At 48.6% G+C, this 20119-nt stretch carries 21 protein-coding genes and 1 tRNA gene; 15 read left to right on the top strand and 7 right to left on the bottom strand.

The window, feature by feature from the left end; genetic code table 11:
- Positions 1-16: 16 nt before the first annotated feature.
- Together prfB and lysS are read left to right on the top strand one after the other, a co-directional pair.
- A protein-coding gene (gene prfB, locus AAHB66_RS19140) for a peptide chain release factor 2 (RefSeq protein ID WP_333853859.1) occupies positions 17-1115 on the top strand; the annotation gives its coding sequence in 2 pieces (ribosomal slippage) (positions 17-91 and positions 93-1115; 1098 coding nt in all).
- A 9-nt stretch (positions 1116-1124) separates the two neighbouring features.
- Positions 1125-2642 (top strand): lysine--tRNA ligase, encoded by a 1518-nt coding sequence (gene lysS, locus AAHB66_RS19135; protein WP_333853858.1) that lies wholly within the window; start codon positions 1125-1127, stop codon positions 2640-2642.
- Positions 2643-2681: 39 nt separating this feature from the next.
- Here lysS and idi read toward each other — a convergent pair whose 3' ends face one another.
- Positions 2682-3224 carry an isopentenyl-diphosphate Delta-isomerase gene (gene idi / locus AAHB66_RS19130; protein WP_347114092.1) on the bottom strand — a complete coding sequence of 181 codons (543 nt, stop codon included), beginning with the start codon at positions 3222-3224 and terminating at the stop codon, positions 2682-2684.
- Positions 3225-3387: 163 nt separating this feature from the next.
- Here idi and actS point away from each other — a divergent pair, with 163 nt between their 5' ends.
- From actS to AAHB66_RS19115, 3 genes are all read left to right on the top strand, one after another.
- On the top strand, positions 3388-4125 hold the full coding sequence (gene actS / locus AAHB66_RS19125) for an amidase activator ActS (protein WP_347114091.1): 738 nt from the start codon (positions 3388-3390) through the stop codon (positions 4123-4125).
- Positions 4126-4205: 80 nt separating this feature from the next.
- Positions 4206-4279, top strand: a tRNA-Gly gene (locus tag AAHB66_RS19120).
- Between the two features lie 687 nt (positions 4280-4966).
- Positions 4967-5578: a hypothetical protein gene (locus AAHB66_RS19115; RefSeq protein ID WP_347114090.1), complete on the top strand. Its 612-nt coding sequence runs from the start codon at positions 4967-4969 to the stop codon at positions 5576-5578.
- A gap of 9 nt (positions 5579-5587) precedes the next feature.
- Here AAHB66_RS19115 and AAHB66_RS19110 read toward each other — a convergent pair.
- The 5 genes from AAHB66_RS19110 to AAHB66_RS19090 all read right to left on the bottom strand — a co-directional run bounded on the left by AAHB66_RS19110 (position 5588) and on the right by AAHB66_RS19090 (position 8445).
- Positions 5588-6708 (bottom strand): IS3 family transposase gene (locus AAHB66_RS19110; RefSeq protein ID WP_105580531.1). Its coding sequence is split into 2 segments (ribosomal slippage): positions 5588-6450 and positions 6450-6708, totalling 1122 coding nucleotides; the frame shifts between segments, so codons are not numbered across the junction.
- A 445-nt stretch (positions 6709-7153) separates the two neighbouring features.
- On the bottom strand, positions 7154-7462 hold the full coding sequence (locus AAHB66_RS19105) for a hypothetical protein (RefSeq protein WP_207909049.1): 309 nt from the start codon (positions 7460-7462) through the stop codon (positions 7154-7156).
- Positions 7444-7641 carry a hypothetical protein gene (locus tag AAHB66_RS19100; protein ID WP_045623679.1) on the bottom strand — a complete coding sequence of 66 codons (198 nt, stop codon included), beginning with the start codon at positions 7639-7641 and terminating at the stop codon, positions 7444-7446. The genes AAHB66_RS19105 and AAHB66_RS19100 overlap by 19 nt, the downstream gene beginning before the upstream one ends.
- Positions 7642-7646: 5 nt before the next feature.
- Positions 7647-7847 carry a hypothetical protein gene (locus tag AAHB66_RS19095; protein WP_045623671.1) on the bottom strand — a complete coding sequence of 67 codons (201 nt, stop codon included), beginning with the start codon at positions 7845-7847 and terminating at the stop codon, positions 7647-7649.
- Complete coding sequence (locus AAHB66_RS19090; RefSeq protein ID WP_045623673.1) at positions 7837-8445, bottom strand: tyrosine-type recombinase/integrase; 609 nt, start codon at positions 8443-8445, stop codon at positions 7837-7839. The genes AAHB66_RS19095 and AAHB66_RS19090 overlap by 11 nt, the downstream gene beginning before the upstream one ends.
- 2073 nt (positions 8446-10518) lie before the next feature.
- Here AAHB66_RS19090 and AAHB66_RS19085 point away from each other — a divergent pair.
- The 9 genes from AAHB66_RS19085 (at position 10519) to AAHB66_RS19045 (ending at position 17982) form a co-directional block, all read left to right on the top strand.
- Positions 10519-10686 (top strand): hypothetical protein, encoded by a 168-nt coding sequence (locus tag AAHB66_RS19085; RefSeq protein WP_022649293.1) that lies wholly within the window; start codon positions 10519-10521, stop codon positions 10684-10686.
- A gap of 102 nt (positions 10687-10788) precedes the next feature.
- Positions 10789-11625, top strand: a complete 837-nt coding sequence (locus tag AAHB66_RS19080) for a helix-turn-helix domain-containing protein (RefSeq protein WP_045617467.1) — start codon at positions 10789-10791, stop codon at positions 11623-11625.
- Positions 11626-12046: 421 nt separating this feature from the next.
- Positions 12047-12442: a hypothetical protein gene (locus AAHB66_RS19075; protein ID WP_032623407.1), complete on the top strand. Its 396-nt coding sequence runs from the start codon at positions 12047-12049 to the stop codon at positions 12440-12442.
- Positions 12432-12788, top strand: coding sequence for a hypothetical protein (locus AAHB66_RS19070; RefSeq protein WP_347114089.1), 357 nt, complete (start codon positions 12432-12434; stop codon positions 12786-12788). Before AAHB66_RS19075 ends, AAHB66_RS19070 begins: the two co-directional genes overlap by 11 nt.
- Positions 12789-13477: 689 nt before the next feature.
- Complete coding sequence (locus AAHB66_RS19065) at positions 13478-13699, top strand: hypothetical protein (protein ID WP_023304372.1); 222 nt, start codon at positions 13478-13480, stop codon at positions 13697-13699.
- Positions 13696-14058 (top strand): hypothetical protein, encoded by a 363-nt coding sequence (locus AAHB66_RS19060; protein WP_023306398.1) that lies wholly within the window; start codon positions 13696-13698, stop codon positions 14056-14058. The genes AAHB66_RS19065 and AAHB66_RS19060 overlap by 4 nt, the downstream gene beginning before the upstream one ends.
- Positions 14059-14073: 15 nt before the next feature.
- A complete protein-coding gene (locus AAHB66_RS19055) occupies positions 14074-15105 on the top strand; it encodes a major capsid protein (RefSeq protein WP_049110495.1) in 1032 nt (343 codons plus the stop codon).
- Between the two features lie 333 nt (positions 15106-15438).
- Positions 15439-17304: a hypothetical protein gene (locus AAHB66_RS19050; protein ID WP_347114088.1), complete on the top strand. Its 1866-nt coding sequence runs from the start codon at positions 15439-15441 to the stop codon at positions 17302-17304.
- Positions 17305-17982: a phage baseplate protein gene (locus AAHB66_RS19045; RefSeq protein ID WP_347114087.1), complete on the top strand. Its 678-nt coding sequence runs from the start codon at positions 17305-17307 to the stop codon at positions 17980-17982.
- A 5-nt stretch (positions 17983-17987) separates the two neighbouring features.
- Here the strand turns inward: AAHB66_RS19045 and AAHB66_RS19040 are convergent, their stop codons facing one another.
- Positions 17988-19223 carry a tyrosine-type recombinase/integrase gene (locus AAHB66_RS19040; protein WP_045350901.1) on the bottom strand — a complete coding sequence of 412 codons (1236 nt, stop codon included), beginning with the start codon at positions 19221-19223 and terminating at the stop codon, positions 17988-17990.
- Positions 19224-19495: 272 nt separating this feature from the next.
- Between AAHB66_RS19040 and AAHB66_RS19035 the strand changes: the two genes are divergently transcribed.
- Entirely contained in the window at positions 19496-20005 is a 510-nt protein-coding gene (locus AAHB66_RS19035) for a LysE family translocator (protein WP_347114085.1), read from the top strand.
- Positions 20006-20119: the final 114 nt, after the last annotated feature.

Here is a 20119-nt window from a genome sequence, read left to right as displayed (position 1 = left end):
TAAAAGAAAACAGACCATGTTTGAAATTAATCCGGTAAAAAACCGCATTCAGGACCTCACGGAGCGCTCCGACGTTCTTAGGGGGTATCTTTGACTACGATGCCAAGAAAGAGCGTCTCGAAGAAGTAAACGCCGAGCTGGAACAGCCGGACGTCTGGAACGAACCTGAACGCGCACAGGCGCTGGGTAAAGAGCGTTCCTCTCTGGAAGCTATCGTCGATACGCTGGATCAGATGGCGCAGGGTCTGGATGACGTGTCCGGGCTGCTGGAGCTGGCCGTTGAGGCCGACGACGAAGAGACCTTCAACGAAGCCGTGGCAGAACTCGACGTGCTGGAAGAGAAGCTGTCCCAGCTGGAATTCCGTCGCATGTTCTCCGGTGAATACGACAGCGCTGACTGCTACCTGGATATTCAGGCCGGTTCCGGCGGGACAGAAGCCCAGGACTGGGCCAGCATGCTGACCCGTATGTACCTGCGTTGGGCGGAAGCCCGCGGCTTCAAGACCGAGATCATCGAAGAGTCTGAAGGCGAAGTGGCAGGCCTGAAATCTGTCACCGTTAAAATCATCGGCGATTACGCCTACGGCTGGCTGCGTACTGAAACCGGCGTTCACCGCCTGGTGCGTAAGAGCCCGTTTGACTCCGGCGGCCGTCGTCACACCTCCTTCAGCTCCGCGTTTGTCTATCCGGAAGTGAAGGACGATATCGATATCGAAATCAATCCGGCCGATCTGCGTATTGACGTTTACCGCGCCTCCGGTGCGGGCGGTCAGCACGTTAACCGTACAGAATCCGCAGTGCGTATTACGCACTTGCCGACCGGGCTGGTAACACAGTGCCAGAACGACCGTTCCCAGCATAAAAACAAAGACCAGGCCATGAAGCAGATGAAAGCGAAGCTTTATGAACTGGAGATGCAAAAGAAAAATGCTGAGAAGCAGGCGATGGAAGATAACAAATCCGACATCGGCTGGGGCAGCCAGATCCGTTCTTACGTCCTTGATGACTCCCGCATCAAAGACCTGCGTACCGGTGTTGAAACCCGTAACACGCAGGCGGTGCTGGACGGCAGCCTGGACCAATTTATCGAAGCAAGTCTGAAAGCAGGGTTATGAGGAACCAACATGTCTGAACAACAAGCACAGGGCGCTGACGCGGTCGTCGATCTTAACAATGAACTGAAAACCCGCCGCGAGAAGCTGGCTGCACTGCGCGAGCAGGGCGTGCCGTTCCCGAACGATTTTCGTCGTGACCACACCTCAGACCAACTGCACGCTGACTTCGACGCTAAAGAGAACGAAGAGCTGGAAGCGCTGAACATCGAAGTGGCCGTTGCAGGCCGCATGATGACCCGTCGTATCATGGGTAAAGCCTCCTTTATTACGCTGCAGGACGTTGGCGGCCGCATTCAGCTGTACGTCTCACGCGACGATCTGCCGGAAGGCATCTACAACGAGCAGTTCAAGAAATGGGACCTGGGCGATATCCTCGGCGCCAAAGGCAAGCTGTTCAAAACCAAGACCGGCGAGCTGTCCATTCACTGCACCGAGCTGCGTCTGCTGACTAAAGCCCTGCGCCCGCTGCCGGACAAGTTCCACGGCCTGCAGGATCAGGAAGCGCGCTACCGTCAGCGTTACCTGGATCTCATCTCTAACGATGAATCCCGCAACACCTTCAAAATTCGCTCCCAGATCATGGCCGGTATTCGCCAGTTCATGGTTAAACGCGACTTTATGGAAGTGGAAACCCCAATGATGCAGGTGATCCCGGGCGGTGCCTCTGCGCGTCCATTCATCACCCATCACAACGCCCTGGACCTCGACATGTACCTGCGTATCGCGCCGGAACTGTACCTGAAGCGTCTGGTGGTTGGCGGTTTCGATCGCGTATTCGAGATCAACCGTAACTTCCGTAACGAAGGCATCTCCGTGCGTCATAACCCAGAGTTCACCATGATGGAACTCTATATGGCGTATGCGGATTACAAAGATCTGATCGAGCTGACCGAATCCCTGTTCCGTACCCTGGCGCAGGACATTCTGGGCACCACCGAAGTGCCTTACGGCGAAGAGGTCTTCGACTTCGGTAAGCCGTTCGTTAAGCTGACCATGCGCGAAGCGATCAAGAAATACCGTCCGGAAACCGAGATGGCCGATCTGGACAACTTCGATTCTGCAAAAGCGATCGCCGAAAGCATCGGTATCAAGGTTGAGAAGAGCTGGGGTCTGGGCCGTATCGTGACCGAGATCTTCGAAGAAGTGGCCGAAGCGCACCTGATTCAGCCGACCTTCATCACCGAGTATCCGGCAGAGGTTTCTCCGCTGGCGCGTCGTAACGACGAGAACCCGGAGATCACTGACCGCTTTGAATTCTTCATCGGTGGCCGCGAAATCGGCAACGGCTTCAGCGAGCTGAACGATGCAGAAGATCAGGCGCAGCGCTTCCAGGATCAGGTTGATGCGAAAGCGGCAGGCGACGACGAAGCCATGTTCTTCGACGAAGACTACGTGACCGCGCTGGAACACGGCCTGCCGCCAACTGCAGGTCTGGGCATTGGTATCGACCGTATGGTTATGCTGTTCACCAACAGCCACACCATCCGTGACGTGATCCTCTTCCCGGCGATGCGTCCGGTGAAGTAAGTCGTACAGATGTAAAAAAAAGCCCCGGAAGGGGCTTTTTTATTGCGCTGCGAAGGCTCTGAGTGCCTCGCGAGCCGCACTTGCTTCCATGACCATCCACGGGCTAAAGGCCCAGGGCGTTGCATCCAGCGCGCGGAATAACGCCTCCAGCTCAACCCACTGATAGTCCATCACTTCATCATCATTTATTGTTATTTCACTGGTGATGCGAGCGGCAAATACCGGGCAAATTTCATTTTCAACAATCCCGGAAGGGTCGGTTTTACGGTAGCGAAACTCAGGCGCGACGGGGGTGATATGAGTAATTTCAGCACCCACTTCAAAACGGCAGCGGCGGATAATCGCCTGCTCTGTCTCTTCGCCAGACTGCGGATGGCCGCAGACCGAGTTCGTCCAGACGCCGGGCCAGGCTTTTTTGCTCAGTGCGCGTCGGGTAATCAAGCATTCACCGTTGGCGTTAAAGAGCCAGGAGGAGAATGCCATGTGCAGTGGGGTATGTGAGGTGTGTGCGGCGTATTTTTCCTGAGTGCCAATCACCTTTCCCTGGTCATTTACCAAAATAACGTGTTCTTGAATGCTCATTCGTGCTCCAGGACCAAACATGCCAGACGGTTCAGCACCATCAGCGGCAATATTATACTGCATTCTTATACGAACGGTTTGTCGCGCAGAGCGGAAAAGGCTGACCCAAATCAGTCCGGGCTGCTATCATAGCGCGGCCATTCACGTTGACCGAGGAACTGTTTTGTTTGCAGGAAGCCCGACGAAAAACCCTGTTTCTGCTCTGTTTTGCCTGATCCTGGCCCTGTTGCTGGCGGGATGCGCGGGCAATCAGTCATCGGACTCTGGTCCTGTGTATACCGTTAAGCGCGGCGATACGCTGTACCGCATCTCGCGTGCCACCGGCACCAGCGTGAAGGATCTGGCGCGTCTGAATAATATTTCGCCGCCTTATACCATTGAAGTGGGGCAAAAGCTGAGGGTCAACGGCAGCAGCACCACGACCAAAAAATCCTCTTCAAAGCGCAGCGGTAAAACCGCCGCTGTGACACCTTCTTACGCTGTACCTAAGTCCTCCTGGCCGCCTGTCGGGCAGCGCTGCTGGGTCTGGCCTGCCAGCGGAAAAGTGGTGATGCCGTACTCCACCGCAGAAGGGGGAAACAAAGGGATTGATATCGCGGGTACCCGCGGATCGCCTGTGTACGCTTCGGATGCGGGCAAGGTGGTCTATGTCGGCAATCAGCTGCGCGGTTATGGCAACCTGATCATGATTAAGCATGGCGAGGATTACATCACCGCCTATGCCCATAACGACACCCTGCTGGTGAATAACGGACAAAACGTGAAGGCCGGGCAGAAGATTGCGACTATGGGCAGCACCGGCTCCAACACCGTGGCGCTGCATTTCCAGATCCGTTATAAGGCGACGGCGATCGATCCGGTACGCTATTTACCGGCGCAGGGCGGTAATCCTAAGTGCTAAGTGGTTATTTTATCGCCGGTTAGCGCAAAGGAGTCTTGTCAGGAGAGGCGTAAGGTCTATAATGCTTTACGCACCTCAAAGCGGGCGTAGTTCAATGGTAGAACGAGAGCTTCCCAAGCTCTATACGAGGGTTCGATTCCCTTCGCCCGCTCCAGAATCTCCCCAGGTGGAACCGTTCGAAAAACTCCGGTTCTTTCAGCATGTTACGCAGTAGTGCTTACTAACATGCTTAGGCGTTCTACCATAGTTCACTACTTTGACACTTGTCACGAATGGTTACTCGGTGAAATGAGAGTGTAGCCAATCGTCGGCGGTGGTTTCAAGTTCTTACCGCGATAGCCCAACAATGAACGCAAAGCCTACACCAGGCAGCGACGGATCGCACTTCTCATAACCTTACAGTGAAGCGCATTTTTTGCCGATGCTCCCACATGCCACACGTCGCGATGACGTTGCAGGGAATAAACAGGTTTATGGTGGTCACGGTACTTGCAGACCATATGCAAGCTCTGCCAGCGGTTCGGCCTCGCTCCTTCGGGTACATGGTCATCCTGATAAACTTCACTGTCTGACATAACCCTGATGAAGTCGCCAGAGGCTCCGCTTGTTGTCTTACCACCAACGGGCTTATTGGCTGCTATTGCATTTTATTTCTTAGGTGGTATTGTGAGCTTAGGCACCCGCCTAAGTTTTGGACAGCTTAAAAAAGGTAGCAGTACCGCACACATTCTTTTAAACCTTCTTCAAAGTGTCGGATCTGGCAAATGGTTGAGGGTAACAAAATGTCCAATACCAAACCTTAAATGATTGCCAAGAGATCTGATGCGCGGAGTGGTTTATCATGAACGCTGCTATCCAATCTATCTGCTACAACATTTCTCAACACCCTGAAATTCGTAACACACCCTTGAAACGTTCCCACCTTCACGAGGTGATTTCTGCTCTCTTAGGCTATGCCAGCCATGCGGCAATGGTTGAAGAAGACAAGAAGCCACAGCTTGAATATAGCCTTTCTGAGGCAGAATATATTGTTCTGAATTTGCCTCAAGGTTTGGAAAGAGCGCTGAAGTTTGGCGTATCTGATGATGCATTTCGTATCTTCATCTCAGAATTAAAGTCTGGCTTGTCTGCGAAGGTATCCGAATCAGTGGATGATTTTTATGATGACCATATTCGGGAAATCCTCGAAGAAGAGATATACCGAGAAGCGTCAGACTCTGGGGAGATGGCTGAGAGTAACGCTTACTTCGAATCCCTTCCAGATATGGATTACAACCTTACATTCAGTGGTGATCTTTGGAAGTCGGTTGATGAGTGGTCAATTTCTGATACGGGAACACTGTCAGGTGAGTATGATCCCGAAGGTGATCGTATGTACAACGGGCATTTGCTTAACGTCCAAGGTAAGTTAACGTTTGCAAAAGCAGGGCGTTTGACCTGCCCCCAGGATTAGATACAACCTTCAGTTAGTAATGTCGGTTGGTTTTTCTTCATATTTCCCGTTTCGCCAGTCCGCTGCAAATTCAGCCGGAGTCTGGTAGTTCAGCGATGAATGTGGACGACACTCGTTATAATCCTGCCGCCAGTCATTAATCGTTTTCCTGGCGTGAACTATATCGCTGAACCAGTGCTCATTGAGGCACTCATCCCTGAATCGTCCGTTAAAACTTTCAATAAATCCGTTCTGTGTTGGCTTGCCCGGCTGGATAAGCCGCAGCTCCACCCCATGCTCATAAGCCCACTGGTCAAGTGCTCTGCAGGTAAACTCCGGCCCCTGGTCCGTTCTTATCGTCGCCGGATAGCCGCGAAACAGTGCAATGCTGTCCAGAATTCGCGTGACCTGAACGCCTGAAATCCCGAATGCGGCGGTAATCGTCAGACACTCCTTCGTGAAGTCGTCCACGCAGGTCAGGCACTTGATCCTGCGACCGGTGGCCAGCGCGTCCATGACAAAATCCATCGACCAGGTCAGGTTGGGCGCCTCCGGGCGGAGCAGCGGCAGACGTTCTGTTGCCAGCCCTTTACGACGTCGTCTGCGTTTTACGCCCAGCCCGTTAAGGTGGTAAAGGCGGTACACGCGCTTGTGATTAACATGAAGGCCTTCACGGCGCAGTAACTGCCAGATGCGTCGGTAGCCAAAACGCCTGCGCTCCAGTGCCAGCTCAGTGATACGCCCTGATAAATGCGCATCAGCAGCCGGTCGCTGAGCCTCATAGCGGCAGGTCGACAGGGACAAACCTGTAAGCCTGCAGGCACGACGTTGCGACAGACCGGTCGCATCACACATCAACACCACAGCTTCCCGCTTCTGGTCTGTCGTCAGTACTTTCGCCCCAGAGCCACCTGAAGCGCCTCCTTATCCAGCATGGCTTCAGCGAGCAGCTTCTTGAGGCGGGCGTTCTCTTCCTCAAGCGACTTCAGGCGCTTAACCTCGGGCACCTCCATACCGCCATACTTCTTACGCCAGGTGTAAAAGGTGGCGTCGGAAATGGCGTGCTTGCGGCAGAGCTCACGGGCAGAAACCCCGGCTTCGGCCTCTCGGAGAATACTGATGATCTGTTCTTCGGAAAAACGCTTCTTCATGGGGATGTCCTCATGTGGCTTATGAAGACATTACTAACATCGCGGTGTATTAATCAACGGGGAGCAGGTCACCCCCCTTGATTATTTCAAAGCCCGTATGTAATCAAGCAAGGCTTTCAGTTGGCTACCTTTCATCGCAGGAACACGAATACGCATATCAGCCTTTCCTGTACTGGCGTACCTGCTTTCCCCCTTGCAGTAATCGAAGGCTCATTGTTATGATCTGATGGTCTGGCATTCCTAACACTCCGTGGTGGTTTGTTGTTTGTCGGATCGCTGTGTGGGATGTTCTCAGCATCCTGCACAGCACTATTAACAGCATTGCGTAAATTTCTCGGTAACAGATGACGCTGTATCGTCGTCCCTGCAAACTTCACTACCTGCGTATAAACGCACACCGTAGCACCACACCAGATAAAGCTGGTGATTAGCTCTTCTTCCTTTTTCAATACTCATCTCCGAGAATTGCACCTAAGAAAAATTCTGTTTGCTCTTCGCTGCCTTTGACGCTGTAACACTCGATAGCCTTTCTCATTTCGCTTTCGTCCGTATAACCAGCCAGCCATTCTATCAGGCTTTCTAAATACTCCTCCGCTCTGTTCACGTCGTGATCTTCTGGTAACACCTTGATTGCATCTGCCATGAAACAGGCTTCTACGTGGTCGTAATGAAACAGCAGGGCAAGAATACTTTCTTGTTGCCATTGTTCAGGCGTTTTCAATCCGTAACTGTTAGTCATTTGATACTCACCCATTTACGATCCTCGTTCGGTGTTGCTTGTTGAATTGCATCTTTCAACACCTGTTCAAAGTTCACGCCGTGCTCCTGGCTTCTCTGCCACATGTCCAAAAATGCTACGGCGAATTTCAATTCTTCTTCGCTCTTAATAGGGCTGAAAGCGGTTGTGTGTTCGTTCATCTCTATAATCTCCATACTCATTACTCCTCTTCAAAGGTCATTGTGTAGCGGCATTGCTGCGACGGTCTGATCGTCACTGTCTCTGTATAATTGGCGTTGCTATAAACGCAAATCCGCGCGTTGTCTGTTTCCTGTTCGTCACTAAGAACAAGGGTTATTTGTCCGGCATTTGCCAGGGCTGGCAGTAGTGCCAGCGTCAGCACAAGATATTTAGATTTCAAGGCTAAACTCCTCTGTCAATTCGTCGCCTACTTCGAGCGTGTAACCAATATAAAAGAGCGTTGACCGTGGATCAGCATGACCCAGGAGAAGGGCGATCTGTTCAACCGGCACACCTGCACTGAATAAAATTCGCCCTTTTGATTTTCGCGGGGTATGACACCCTACGTTAGAGAATCCCACTCTACGCCCGATCTTGCTGAACTCAGTGAACACAGTGTTACGGGTTACGGCGTTGCCTTTGCTACGGAGATCGCCTTTGCTAAAGATGAAATCCGTCTTCACAGGCATAGTGGATTGTTCCTCTCTCCGCATCTCTACGATTTTCCGCATGGTGTCAGTAATCTTGATACGGAGCGGTTTCACCTTCTTATTAGGATCTGCCTTTCGTTTAGATTTCTGCTGTTTCACCTCGATATGCGTTTTCCCTGCACTGAATTGTGACCAGGTGAGGGTTAACAGGTCAGAGATACGTAATGCGCTCTCATACTGCATCACCCATGCACAGTAGAACAGGTTTGTTCTGGTATTGCGTCGTAGCTCTGCCGCCACTGCTTTCACGTCCTCCGCGCTTTTAAGCGCAACTGCGATACCTTCCATTCTTTATCCCTCCTCTTGTTCGTTTCGTTGAAATCATAATTGATCAGAAATTGATCATTTTCAATATGTTGCACGATACATTTGTTTATGAAGAGCACGAAATGATCAAAAGGTATGCGCGGTTGCTTGAGTTGCTTAACGGCGTGATCGAGGCCGCCCCAATTCTGCCGCCCGTCAGTACCGAATATCTGTAACTGATTGAAAAATAAAAATAAATTAAATTTCATCAATGATTCATAAAACTGTGGTTATGTCAAGAAATTTATTTTCGATGGTGGGGTGTTACCCCTGTTCGCACGGTGAGGTGATGTAAAAGTGTACTGATTCAATTAAATCAATGAGTTGCAGAATACACTTTATGAAAGTGTATCGAAGCGGGGCGAAATTGCACGACAGATGATAATAATTCTCACCTGAGTTGATTGCATCAAGAGATGATTAGAATGCTAACTAATTGGCGGGTTTCAGCATGGAAAAAGCGAATTGTTACTTTATAACAAATAAACGAGAGAACTCGTTCAACGAATCCGGCACGGGTGCAAAGTAGTTTTCATGACAAATGGCGCTGTATTCAGCACTACACAACGGTTTGGCTAAACTGATCATTCTGACAATGAAAGTGAACAATCTACTTTAGCTTACATTTACCCAGGATCTTTACCTGTCATTTAAGATAGGTTTTGACGTTAATAATGTATGGTTTTGATAGGGATAACCTAATATTTTCCTCTGGCTGTTCTTAGGATTGTTGCATGTGCGATTCGTAGTGAGCAGGGCGACGATCTACCGTTGGGTGAAGGGCTGAAAGTGACGTTTTGTCACTCTCGTAATATACGGGAAAAACCCGTATGTTCAGATGTTGGTTAACTGGATATACGGGAAAAACCCGTATGTCTGCATGATGACATACAGGAAAAACCCGACTATGTGACGGAGCGTCACACATACTAATCGTCCTATCTGTGACGTTATGTCACACTTACAAACTACTTCTGTGACGTTATGTCACACCTGGGGCACGTTATCTGTGACGTTATGTCACACTATAAGACTACTTAATTATAATACTAAGATCTATAAGACTATCTTTCATGGTTTTGCGCTTGTCGCAAAGATCTTTTGCCTGGCGCCTATCGCCGTCACTCCTGGCAAGCAGCCTTACTTCGCTTCCTTTCGGGCTACGTTGGCTGGCCTCGTTCCGCTCACGACGCAGCGATCAGCGCATCTGTCTGTGATTGTGCCAGGGCTTCGCCCTCGTGAAACGAGGCACAGAAGCTATGCGCCGTGTGCGCAATGTCTTTCGGCATAACTTCTGCCTGTCTTCCATGCTCCGCATTTCATCCATGCGAAGTTAGCCCACGGCTAAGGCTTCACTGGTCGCTGATAGCTCCAGTTCATCCAGCCTCAATCCAATACCAACACCTACTATCCTGATAACTACCGTTATCCCTCTGTAGTTGTGCTATTGGTTTCGGTAAGTGCCAGAGGGCGCACAGGAAGCCCGTAGAGCGATTTAAACAGGGTAGGGAATGCAATGGTAGCCTGAAAGCGTCAGAACGCCGCAGAGAGCGTTACAGGCTGTTTTTCGTTGTTCTTGTGGCTGTCTTCTCTGGTGGCAAGTTCTACCACAAAAACAGATTGACATCCATTGTTTATTTTGTGTATAAAGAGCACAAATCGCAAAGCAGAAATACAACGCATTGAAAATGATCAAAAAAATTTCGAATAATCACCGTTAAGGGGTTGACAAAAGTTTAGAAATAGGTTAGAATACCCATATAGCATAAAACTTTATCCACATAATCTCTTAATGCACTTTGAGCCGTCAGGCTGCAAGGTGTCTTTTTATTTACGCCAACCATAGGAGGCCACACTGAGATACTTTGACGTTGAAGACACACTTCAACAATTGAAAGACGGAACCACCAACCGTTACCGCATCCGAGCACTACGCAACGCTTGCCGCGCTCGTGGATACCACGAGAGGGAAGCCTTTCTCACAGAAGTATTGAAGCGCTGGGATGAAATCCGCACTTCGACCACCAACGAATAAACCAGAAGGAGGAAACCAGAATGATCGAGAAGAAAACCAAACTACCGCCGTCCACATCGTTAATGATCCCGGATGCCACATTCCAGATTCTGTTCAAAGAAGCAAAGCGCCGAAAAATGAGCGTAAGCGCACTACTTCTTGAAGAGTGTCAAAACCTGGCGGTTAAATATTCGAAAGCTGGCGCGTAACAACTACGAAACAGCATTTACATCCCCCCACGAATGAGAAGCGGAGAAAACCCAAATGAAGAGCATTCGTAATTTACTGAGCATACATAGGAGCATAGAACAATGGCAAAAACCCTCGCCGAGATTAAGGCAGATCCAAAATACCAATACACCGATAAAGATGGAAAAGTAAGAGATCGTACAATCAACATCCCGCATTACTTCCGAGAGATTCCACGTATTTATTCTCCCAATCTCGAAAATGGTTTCATGGATTTTTGCCCGAAGGCGCAAAAGTTGTACTGTTATTTTCAGGGATGGGAAAATTCAGGGAATTTCTGTTACGAAAGCCAGACAGAACTTGGAAAGGTGATCGATTTATCCAGGGAGCACACCTGCAAACTCATTCAGAAGCTGCAAGATGCAGGGCTAATCACGAAAGAGAAAAACCCTGGTTATCGTTCCAAAGTTTACCGCACGTTTCCGATCACTGATGCGCACATTACTCCACCAGAAGCACTGACAGTGCAGCCTGATATCATTTCTGACGTAGTGATACACCAGGCAGCGCCTGAATCAGCTACCGCAGAGGAAACGCCGGATGATGCACCGAATTGGGATGCACCAGAACACCTGGAACCGCCAGCACCAACAATGATTAATGTCATAGAGGACGCTGTGATCGTTGCTGAGGGCACCCATGAAAGCGTTGCAACAACCACGGAAAGCGATCAAATGGTCATTGATGATGATGTGATTGTTGAGGCTGTTTGTGAGCGGCTCTCACGTCCTGAAAGTCTGAGACAAAGCCAAAGATTCGACACATTTACAGCGTATGCGCGTCGTGTCCTACAGAATGACGATAAACGCCTACCAAAAAGAATTGAGGAGAGGTTAGAGGAACGCTTTGAACAACTTCACCCGCATCTTTATTCAAGATTCGACCCAATACCATTTTAACCAGGAGGATTATGAATAGCCTATACCTATTGAACGAAGATACAAAGTTTCAACTCGGATGCAACGAAGTATGCAGACGAATCTATAACCACCTTGCAAGCCTCCACCGTGAGAATGGAACATTCCGTTCCAGCGTCAAAACTCTGGCATCTGCCCTGGGATACTCGGAAAGCGGGATCAGATATTGGCTATCCCTTCTTCGCGATGCCAAAGTGATCGCTATCACCAGGCGCAGCAATCACTACGATTTTGACGTTAACCACAATGTTTCTTTCATCACTACAACCAACTGATGAACAACGCGAAAACTAAATAACAATCAATGGGAAACTTTTATGATAACTGCTTTATGGTGGTTCACCATATTCTATGGCGTATACGTTATGACAAGACAAGGAGTTTCCCCCTCTACGAGGAATGAATGGGAAAAAGAAAACGTAACGTAGTTACAAAATTTGAACGAAACGCACAATCATTATTACGAACATCTGATTTTCAAAATCTATCTCGCCTTTCGAAGGAATACAATTCTGTTCCTGGTGAATGGCAAACAACAATAATTGAAGAGAATAGCCCTGCAATGTCTCCTGACGAGATGGGCGCATTACAGGATATTCTCAATAGCTGCCCTGGTGCATTCTGGAAACCCAGGAAGATGAAAATCTTCAATGTGGATTCTTCAAATCTCCACAAATGGCAAATTCTTAATTTCTCCTCATACGAACATTATTGCGGCTGGCTTTCGGTTAATCACCTTAACAATTTAACCCGCGACTTTGACACCCTATTTGATACCAAGGAACATTATGACTCTTAACACTATGGACACCGTGAACATCGTGAACACCCTTATTAACTCTTTCCACGATATCTGGCATTTACCAGCCCTGCGGCTTGTTAATAAGGCGTGGCGTGAGAGAACGCCCTCCGCGCTCCTGGAAGCGCTGCAATACACCGAGCAGGCAATCACCGCCCTTGAACACTGGAGCGCTGCTGTAGAGCACCTGGTGCAGATGAACGGGGATACCGTCACCGTGGATCAGGCGTGGCGCATTGCCAAAGACCTTGAAGAGCTTGCTTGCTCCCTGCAATACATCACCGCCGAACTTGCGGAACTGGCAGGAGCCATTGCCGAGAAATACGCAGTAAGCGAATTTGAATAAAAATGCAAGAAAAGTGAATAAAATGTTGGTTTAGGTATTGACAAATTAACAGAAATGTTATAGAATAAGAAGTAGGGATAGTATTCGAATCACTTCATCCTCTTGAATGCCGTTTCCCATAGCGGCACTCTCTCCATCTGAATTTTCTCTCTGAAAGCTGGTTGTTTTCCTTTGTTGTGTTTAGTTCCAAAGGGTGGCGCGGGCGTTCCCACTTGTGTCGGGTGGTAACGGACAATCACCGCGCACATTCTCTTTCAGAGAGCAAATTCTTTGCTCTAAACCTTATAACCCCGTTAGGATTATAAGCAGTCAGACTGAATAAACGCCGTCAGCGGTAGTTACGTTCAGGCTGGCAAATCTTCTATTAATACACTCCCGAAAGTGTCCGGTAGTAGATAGATAAAGAAAGCCTCATTTTATTCCTGGGCGCTGCTACACGCTTTTAAAAATGAGGAGCAATGACGGGCGAAACCTTCTTCTGTTATTCATAACAGTTGCGCCCTTCATTTTTTTAAAGAAACCATTCTTTAACATCATAATCCTCCGAAACGAAAATGACGTTAAACAATGCTTTCTAACAAGGGCATACTCTCCAGGGGCTTAATCGCCCCTTTTTAACAACTTGCGTTAACACTTTCGTTATTAATGAAAAGATGAACGCAGTCACAACGCGAAGGAAACAAAAATAGATGTTTCTACTTAATAACAAATCGCGTGTACTCAAATATAAAAATGATGTTCTCACCGTCAATCCTCAGATGATTGAGATGGTGGCTCAGTATGCTGGTTGTTCGGTTGATGAAGTGATCAAAGCGATGGATACATATTTTCCTGACGAATCACCAAAACAAGAAACCACTATTCAGGATTTGATTGCACGTAAAGTAAATAAGGAATCAACCAAACAATGATTATTGACCTATCAGAAGTCTTTCCGGTACGTAAAAGCTACACAGATATTGTGAGTGCTGCGACCGACAATTTTGCAGCAGTAGACAGTAAAGTGTTTGCTTCTCTTCCTGCTGATGTGCAGTGCGGCGATGTGCTCGATATCACTGGCGCTCTCTATACCTCTGGGAATGTGGCTTATGTCGTCGTCTCAGACTTCGTTAAAGCTGGAAGTAATAAGCCTGTGAACGTCCTACGCGCTCCCAACGTTGGATCATACGTTGCCCTCAAGAGCGACAATCTCAACGCAGCTAACCACGCAGCAGCGATCAGCGCATTACAGGCGCAAGGCTTCGCCACTCGTGAATTTTTCACCTCTTAAGCAAGGAAGATAATAATGATTATTGGAAACGAGCGTATCGACCTTTCCCCATTATTCCAGCTAACCAGCACCAGAAATTTCCTACTCAGTTCTCTAAATCTCTTTGATGGTGTAGGCGTTTCTTCTCATAAAGTTAGTGTGTCCCGTCTGCTGGAAGATAACACCAGCCTGTTCAACCAGCCTACGGCGCGTTTCTCAAACGAGCATAACGTAACATCCCGTCAGAGCGGCAAAGAATGGCTGATCGAGCTTCCCTTCTTTATGAGGGAGGATCTTATTGTTCCGGCAGATATCCAGGGCAAGCGCAAACCAGGAAGCGACATTCAAGAAACAGTGACGGACATTTACAGCGATTACATGGGTAAACACGCTGTAGCGTTTATGCGTACTCGTGAAAGTTACCTCGCACGTTCTCTGTTCTCTGGTCAGGTTTATACACCTAAGACAGACGATCTGTTAATCGACTTTGGCGACCTGTTCGGCGTAGCCCCGATGAATGCCACTCTTGATCTGTCAGCTACAGATAGCAGCACTCTACGTGCGATTGACGACATGGTGAGTCAAATCACCGAAGCGGCACAAGGTATGGCGTCACAGGTAGAGAGGATTATCGTTTTCGCCAAGGGTGGGTTCTATAGCGATCTGCGTTTCAGTCCTGCGATGGAGGCGGCTTTCCGCTATGTCAGCCCACTTGATGAAGGGAACGTAGTTTTCCAGCATCGTGACCTCCTGCCAGGCGTGAGCACTTTCAGTATTCCAGGCACGAATTGCGATGTTGTGAAAGTAACTGATCCGCTGCTACTTGCACAAATGGGTGATGCCGACGCTATCGCCATCCCGCAATTCGCTAAGGGAAGTGGTATTTACACCAATATCTACGGCGCGGCTTCGTCAACGTTCGAACTCCTTAATGCTGCACCTGCGGAAGTTTATAGCTGGAGCTTCGAAAGTGAGCGCGGAAACACGATCAACGTGATCTCGGAAAACTCAGCACTGCCAGTTAACCACGGCCTGAACTTCTCCGTTCACATTAAAGCCTCAGAATAACGAGCGATAGACGGTAGTTCTTCCCGTCTGGAAATAAAGAAGAACTTTAATCAGGGGCGTAGGGAACTGGAACACGCAAAGCAAATGCGCCAGCCCTTGCCCCTTTTTATTTCCAGAATAATGAGGAAAGATGAAATTGGAACTTATCCTAAAGAGTCGAGGCTTGCATTTACAACTAAATGATACAAATGCCGAGCAACTACTGAATTTAGCAGCCGTATCGAGAGCGCTTGATGTGAGCTATTCACATTTAAGACAACTTATTTTCAAGGGAATGAGTGTATCAGATGCACTTAATTATCTTGTGAACGAAAAGAAAGGGTGTGAATAATCATGCTTGAAATCCACACAAGTTCTATCAAGAACACGGTGAAATTTAGTGTTGATCGTAATTCAATGAAAGAAGCTATGGACGCTTTCGATCAAATTCAGAAGAAAGCCAAAGGCATTAAAGACCCTACGTTGAACATGAAAAGATTCAGCCAGGGGCTAAAATCTGCTGAAAGGGAACTCGATAAGCTGAATAAGAAAGCGTCAAAGCCTCGTAATAGCGATGAACGAGAAAAGGCAAGGGCAGCTAAGGCGCAAGCCCGTGTAGAGGCTCAGGCAGCGAAAGAGGCCGCAAGAAACGCACAGCGCCGTGAACGGGCTGAATTGAAGCTATTGGACACTGCCAGCAGCTTTAAGAGTATGCAGCACCTTACCAATGTTGAGCTTACACAGGCCGCGCTTGCAGCGTCACGGATCACTAAAGCCTATGCAGCAGGTACTATCTCTCTACAACGCCAGAACAGCGAGATTAAGCGCTTGCAGCAGAGCTACAGACGCATTAACGCAGAGCGTAGGGCAGCGGCAAAGGCGGGAGGGGCTAACGCTCTTGGTGGCGGTGGTAAGGCTACAGGGGCTATCTCTGGCTCTCTGATGGGATTAGGCACTGGTGCGCTTGCTGGCGCTGGGATTGGTGCGGCGGCTTACGGTGCTTATTCATGGGGCAAAGAGGCTGTTACAGCACAGGAAGAGCGTAGCGAGATTGTACAGCGTGCGAAGCTGGGAAATGTCGATTACAACGCGCTGGTTGCCCAAAGCCAATACGCTACCGCTAACGGGATCGACTCAGGAATGGGTATTCAGGGAATGAGAAAACTCCTTGATAATTATAAGGATATTCAGGATCGCATCGGTCAAACTCTCAATGAGGCTAAATACGATAAGAAATCTGGAGAGTGGAAAGGTGGTGATCAGGGGATTCTGTCAGCAGTGAACACTGCCGGATTCACTTTGAAAGATTTGCAGTCATACCAAAAGAACCCGATGGGCTTCGTCTCTGCCTATACCAACACGTTAGAGAAGCAGGGCAAATCACCAGAGCAAATCCTCGCATCGTTGGAACAGTTAGGTGATGACCTGGGCCTATACCATAAAGCGTTTATGAACGGCGGGAAGGCACTTACTGATCAGGTGGACGTGCTCAAGCGTAACGGGCAGTGGCTGGATGAAGCACAGCAGAATCAGCTTGTGGCCTACCGTAAGTTTAACCAGGAACTTAGCATTCTCTCCGATAGCCAGAAACTGGCATTCTTCGAAGGGTTTATGTCAGAGATTGACCCTGAAACCATGCGAGAGTTTAAGGAAGCTATGCAGGAGGCGTTACCCTTCTTCAATGGGCTTGGGAAAGCTGCGGGTGATGTAGTGGATGGTCTGATGAAAATGACCAACTGGATCACTGGAAAGCTCAACCTCCTCAATGGGGATAACACCTCTAAAGAAGCTGTTAGCCAGCATTACGGCACTACGTCAGCACCTGTACAGGCTGGAAGTAATCCAGTGGCTAACGCCTATGGAGCCAGCCAGCCGAAAGCGGATGGTCATGAGCATAATGTATTCGACACAGTGCGCGAATGGTGGAACGGGACAAGCGACGCTAAGGACGTGAGCAGCTACGCGCAGAGCACCAACGGAGATTACTCTCCTGTTTCGATGTTGAAACAGAGTGCAGCAGCGCCCGCTAAGCCAGCCAGTGCGCCGATCATGCAGCCTGTAGTATTGCAGAATCAGCTACCGGAAGGGCTTATCCATCTAACTATTTCTCCTGATCCAACGTTTGGAAACATGCTTAATGCTACCGTTGATCAGCGTATCAGTGATAACAATCAGCGTATGGTGCTGGCTGTTTCATCTGGACAAGGGACGGGGGGCTAAATGGCAACACCTGGAAGTTTAACTATCGGGGGCAGCGATGCCTCCCGTATCAATTCAACCTCGAATAGTAATAATAGCAGTGCTACCCGCACCAAAGGTGAAAACGGATTCACCATCCTGGCATCTGTATATAATTCGTCCTCAGATAGCTACATTCAAAACTATCAAGCGATAGTGTTTGATGCCGTGACGGATACGGGAATACGCAGACAGGCTGATATTACCAGCTATCCCGTTGAGAGCGGGGCAGAGGTGAGCGATCACGTTCAGATTAAGAATAATACATTCAAGCTCTCGGGGATTATTTCCGAAACTCCGGTGAGGCTGGAAAAGGATTTGTTATACAGCGCTGGTGTGAATGGCACTCGTATCAGTCAAGCTATCGAATACCTCGATAAGATGTTTGACAGTCGCCAGCCCATCACATTAGTGACAGAGCACAAAGTGTACGAGAATGTTATTCTCTCCGGCATTTCCTACGATTATAAATCTGAATACGCGATGCAATTCGATCTTGAATTTGAACAGATCAGACTTGTTAGCAAAGCTACAGTTAATGTTATCGCGACTAAAACGCAGGGAAATAAATCTGTAGGCGGTACGGTGAAACAGAAGGTAGTGAACAATGCACCTAAGAAAACCGAGGGTGATACGGTTACTACGGAGTTTAAGAAATAAGGGGCTTACGCCCCTTTTTTCGTTTCTGGAAAGATGATTTCTGGATAATCCACCATTTCCACATAGTCGGATAGCTCTTTCATGGAACACCCCGCGCTGTAGGTCTTGAATGCTTCTGTAGAAGCGGCTTGTGAAGAGTGCCCCGTGATATATCCGATCCGTTGTTCGGGTACTCCGGCACGGTCGAGACACGTGATAAAATGCCCCCTCAAACTGTGAAAGCACTGACGGTCTGTAGCCATAGGCACTACGCGACGCCGTAAGCGGGTGAATGCCTGGGAATAGAATGGTCCTTTCTTACCGTCTTTGCGTTCAATCTTGTTAGCCTGTGGTAACAGGTAATCTCCAGTGTTCAAACTCAGATAATAATCCACCATGCCGATCAGAAAAGCATGGATAGGAATGTGTCTAATCCCTGCCTTCGTCTTGGATTTGCTAATGTAGAATGTCCGTATCCCTTCCACCATAACGATCTCTTCTTTCTTCAAGCTGGCTATTTCGTCCAGCCTTGCACCAGAGAACAAACCGATCAGAATAACTGCTCGTAGCTCTTCGTCTGCTTCGTTGAGTAGTGTAGATAGCTGATGCCATTCAAACGGCTGATAGCTTTCAATTGTGCGCCGCGCTTCAAGGTTGTGACCATGGAACGGATTTAGGGGCGCTATAGCGTCATAGCGACGTTTGGCGAACTCGTAGAGGCTACCTAACGATGTAAGCCAGTTTTGCACCGTCTGGGGCGCTACATCGCGTTTCTGCTGTTCTTCTATGAAGTCTGTAACTAATCGGCGTCCAATCTGATCCAGACTGATATCAACTTTCCCAATACTCTGGAGAAACACCTCAACGGCTCGCGCTGATTTGCTCAGTGTGGAGAATGATCTCCGATCCTGGTATGCAGTAGCGTATTCATCTCGTAAGAAGCACAGATGAGGAATCGAACTGGCTCGTTCTTCAATCAATGGTTTATTCTTGTTCTTCCTGATTTGAGAGTGCAGGGAAGTGATCGCAAGCTGAATACGCTTATCCTCAGTATCAGGCTTGAACTGTTCTTTAAGGTTGTTCCACTCTACCAGCATGTGGTTACGGAAGTGACGCGCCTTGTAGATATCTCTTGTCCCTGTACTTTTCCGATACAGGCGCTTCCCGCCGAACATGTGACGCATATAAGACGGGATGTAGATTTGAAACTGCCATACACCGTCCGGTGAAAGATAAAGATACTCCTGGCCCTTGATTGTCATGAGACTGATCCTCTAAAATCTCGCAATCAAGTATCAATAATAGTTACTATGTTGATTCGATGATCGTCGCGTTGCGGAAATTATGAAACAGAGTTTCGATTCCCTTCGCCCGCTCCAGTCTCCCCAGCCAGAACCGTTCGAAAAACTCCATTTCTTTTCAGCATACTGCGCAGTAGTGCTTATCAACTCTTTTTTGAATAGTAATCTTCATTTAACGCATAACCATTCAGTGCTAGCATGGCAGGTCTGTTCTTGTATTTCTGGAGATGGCCATGCTGGACATAACAAACTTTGGGCTTTTTGCCCTGTCAGTTTTTCTTCTTTCCGTAACACCAGGGCCTGATATGGCCTACGTGATAGGTCAAAGCGTGGCTAACGGAAGAAGATCGGGGATCATCTCTGCGGCTGGTGTCGCCTTGGGTAGCTGTACTCATGCTGTAGCAAGCGCAGTCGGATTAACGGCATTGATTACCGCTTCTCCGCTGATGTTCACCATCATCAAGTATCTCGGGGCGGCTTATCTTATGTATCTCGGTAGTAAGATGGTTTTGGGAACCTTCGCAAAACAAACCACCAATCACAGCGAACCTGAACCCGTTAAGACCAAAGCTAATCTTACGAATCTGCTTTCTAAAGGCTTCATTACAACCTTAACCAATCCGAAGGTTCTCTTGTTCTTTATCTCCTTCTTTCCTCAATTTGTTTCACCTGGAGGCGCGCACCAGACAGCCTCTTTTCTGATCCTGGGGATGGCTTACGCGCTGATCGCTTTTTTTGACTGATTTAACCTTCGCCATACTTGCAGGTAGCGCCGCGGGTGCAGTCTCACAAAATCGGGGATTGCAGAAAATCCTGGATCGGATTGTGGGGGTGACATTTATTGGATTGGGATTGAG

The sequence above is a fragment of the Leclercia sp. S52 genome (genome assembly GCF_039727615.1).
GTDB classification, from domain to species: Bacteria; Pseudomonadota; Gammaproteobacteria; order Enterobacterales; family Enterobacteriaceae; genus Enterobacter; species Enterobacter adecarboxylatus_B.
This window is presented reverse-complemented; position numbering and strand designations above follow the sequence as displayed.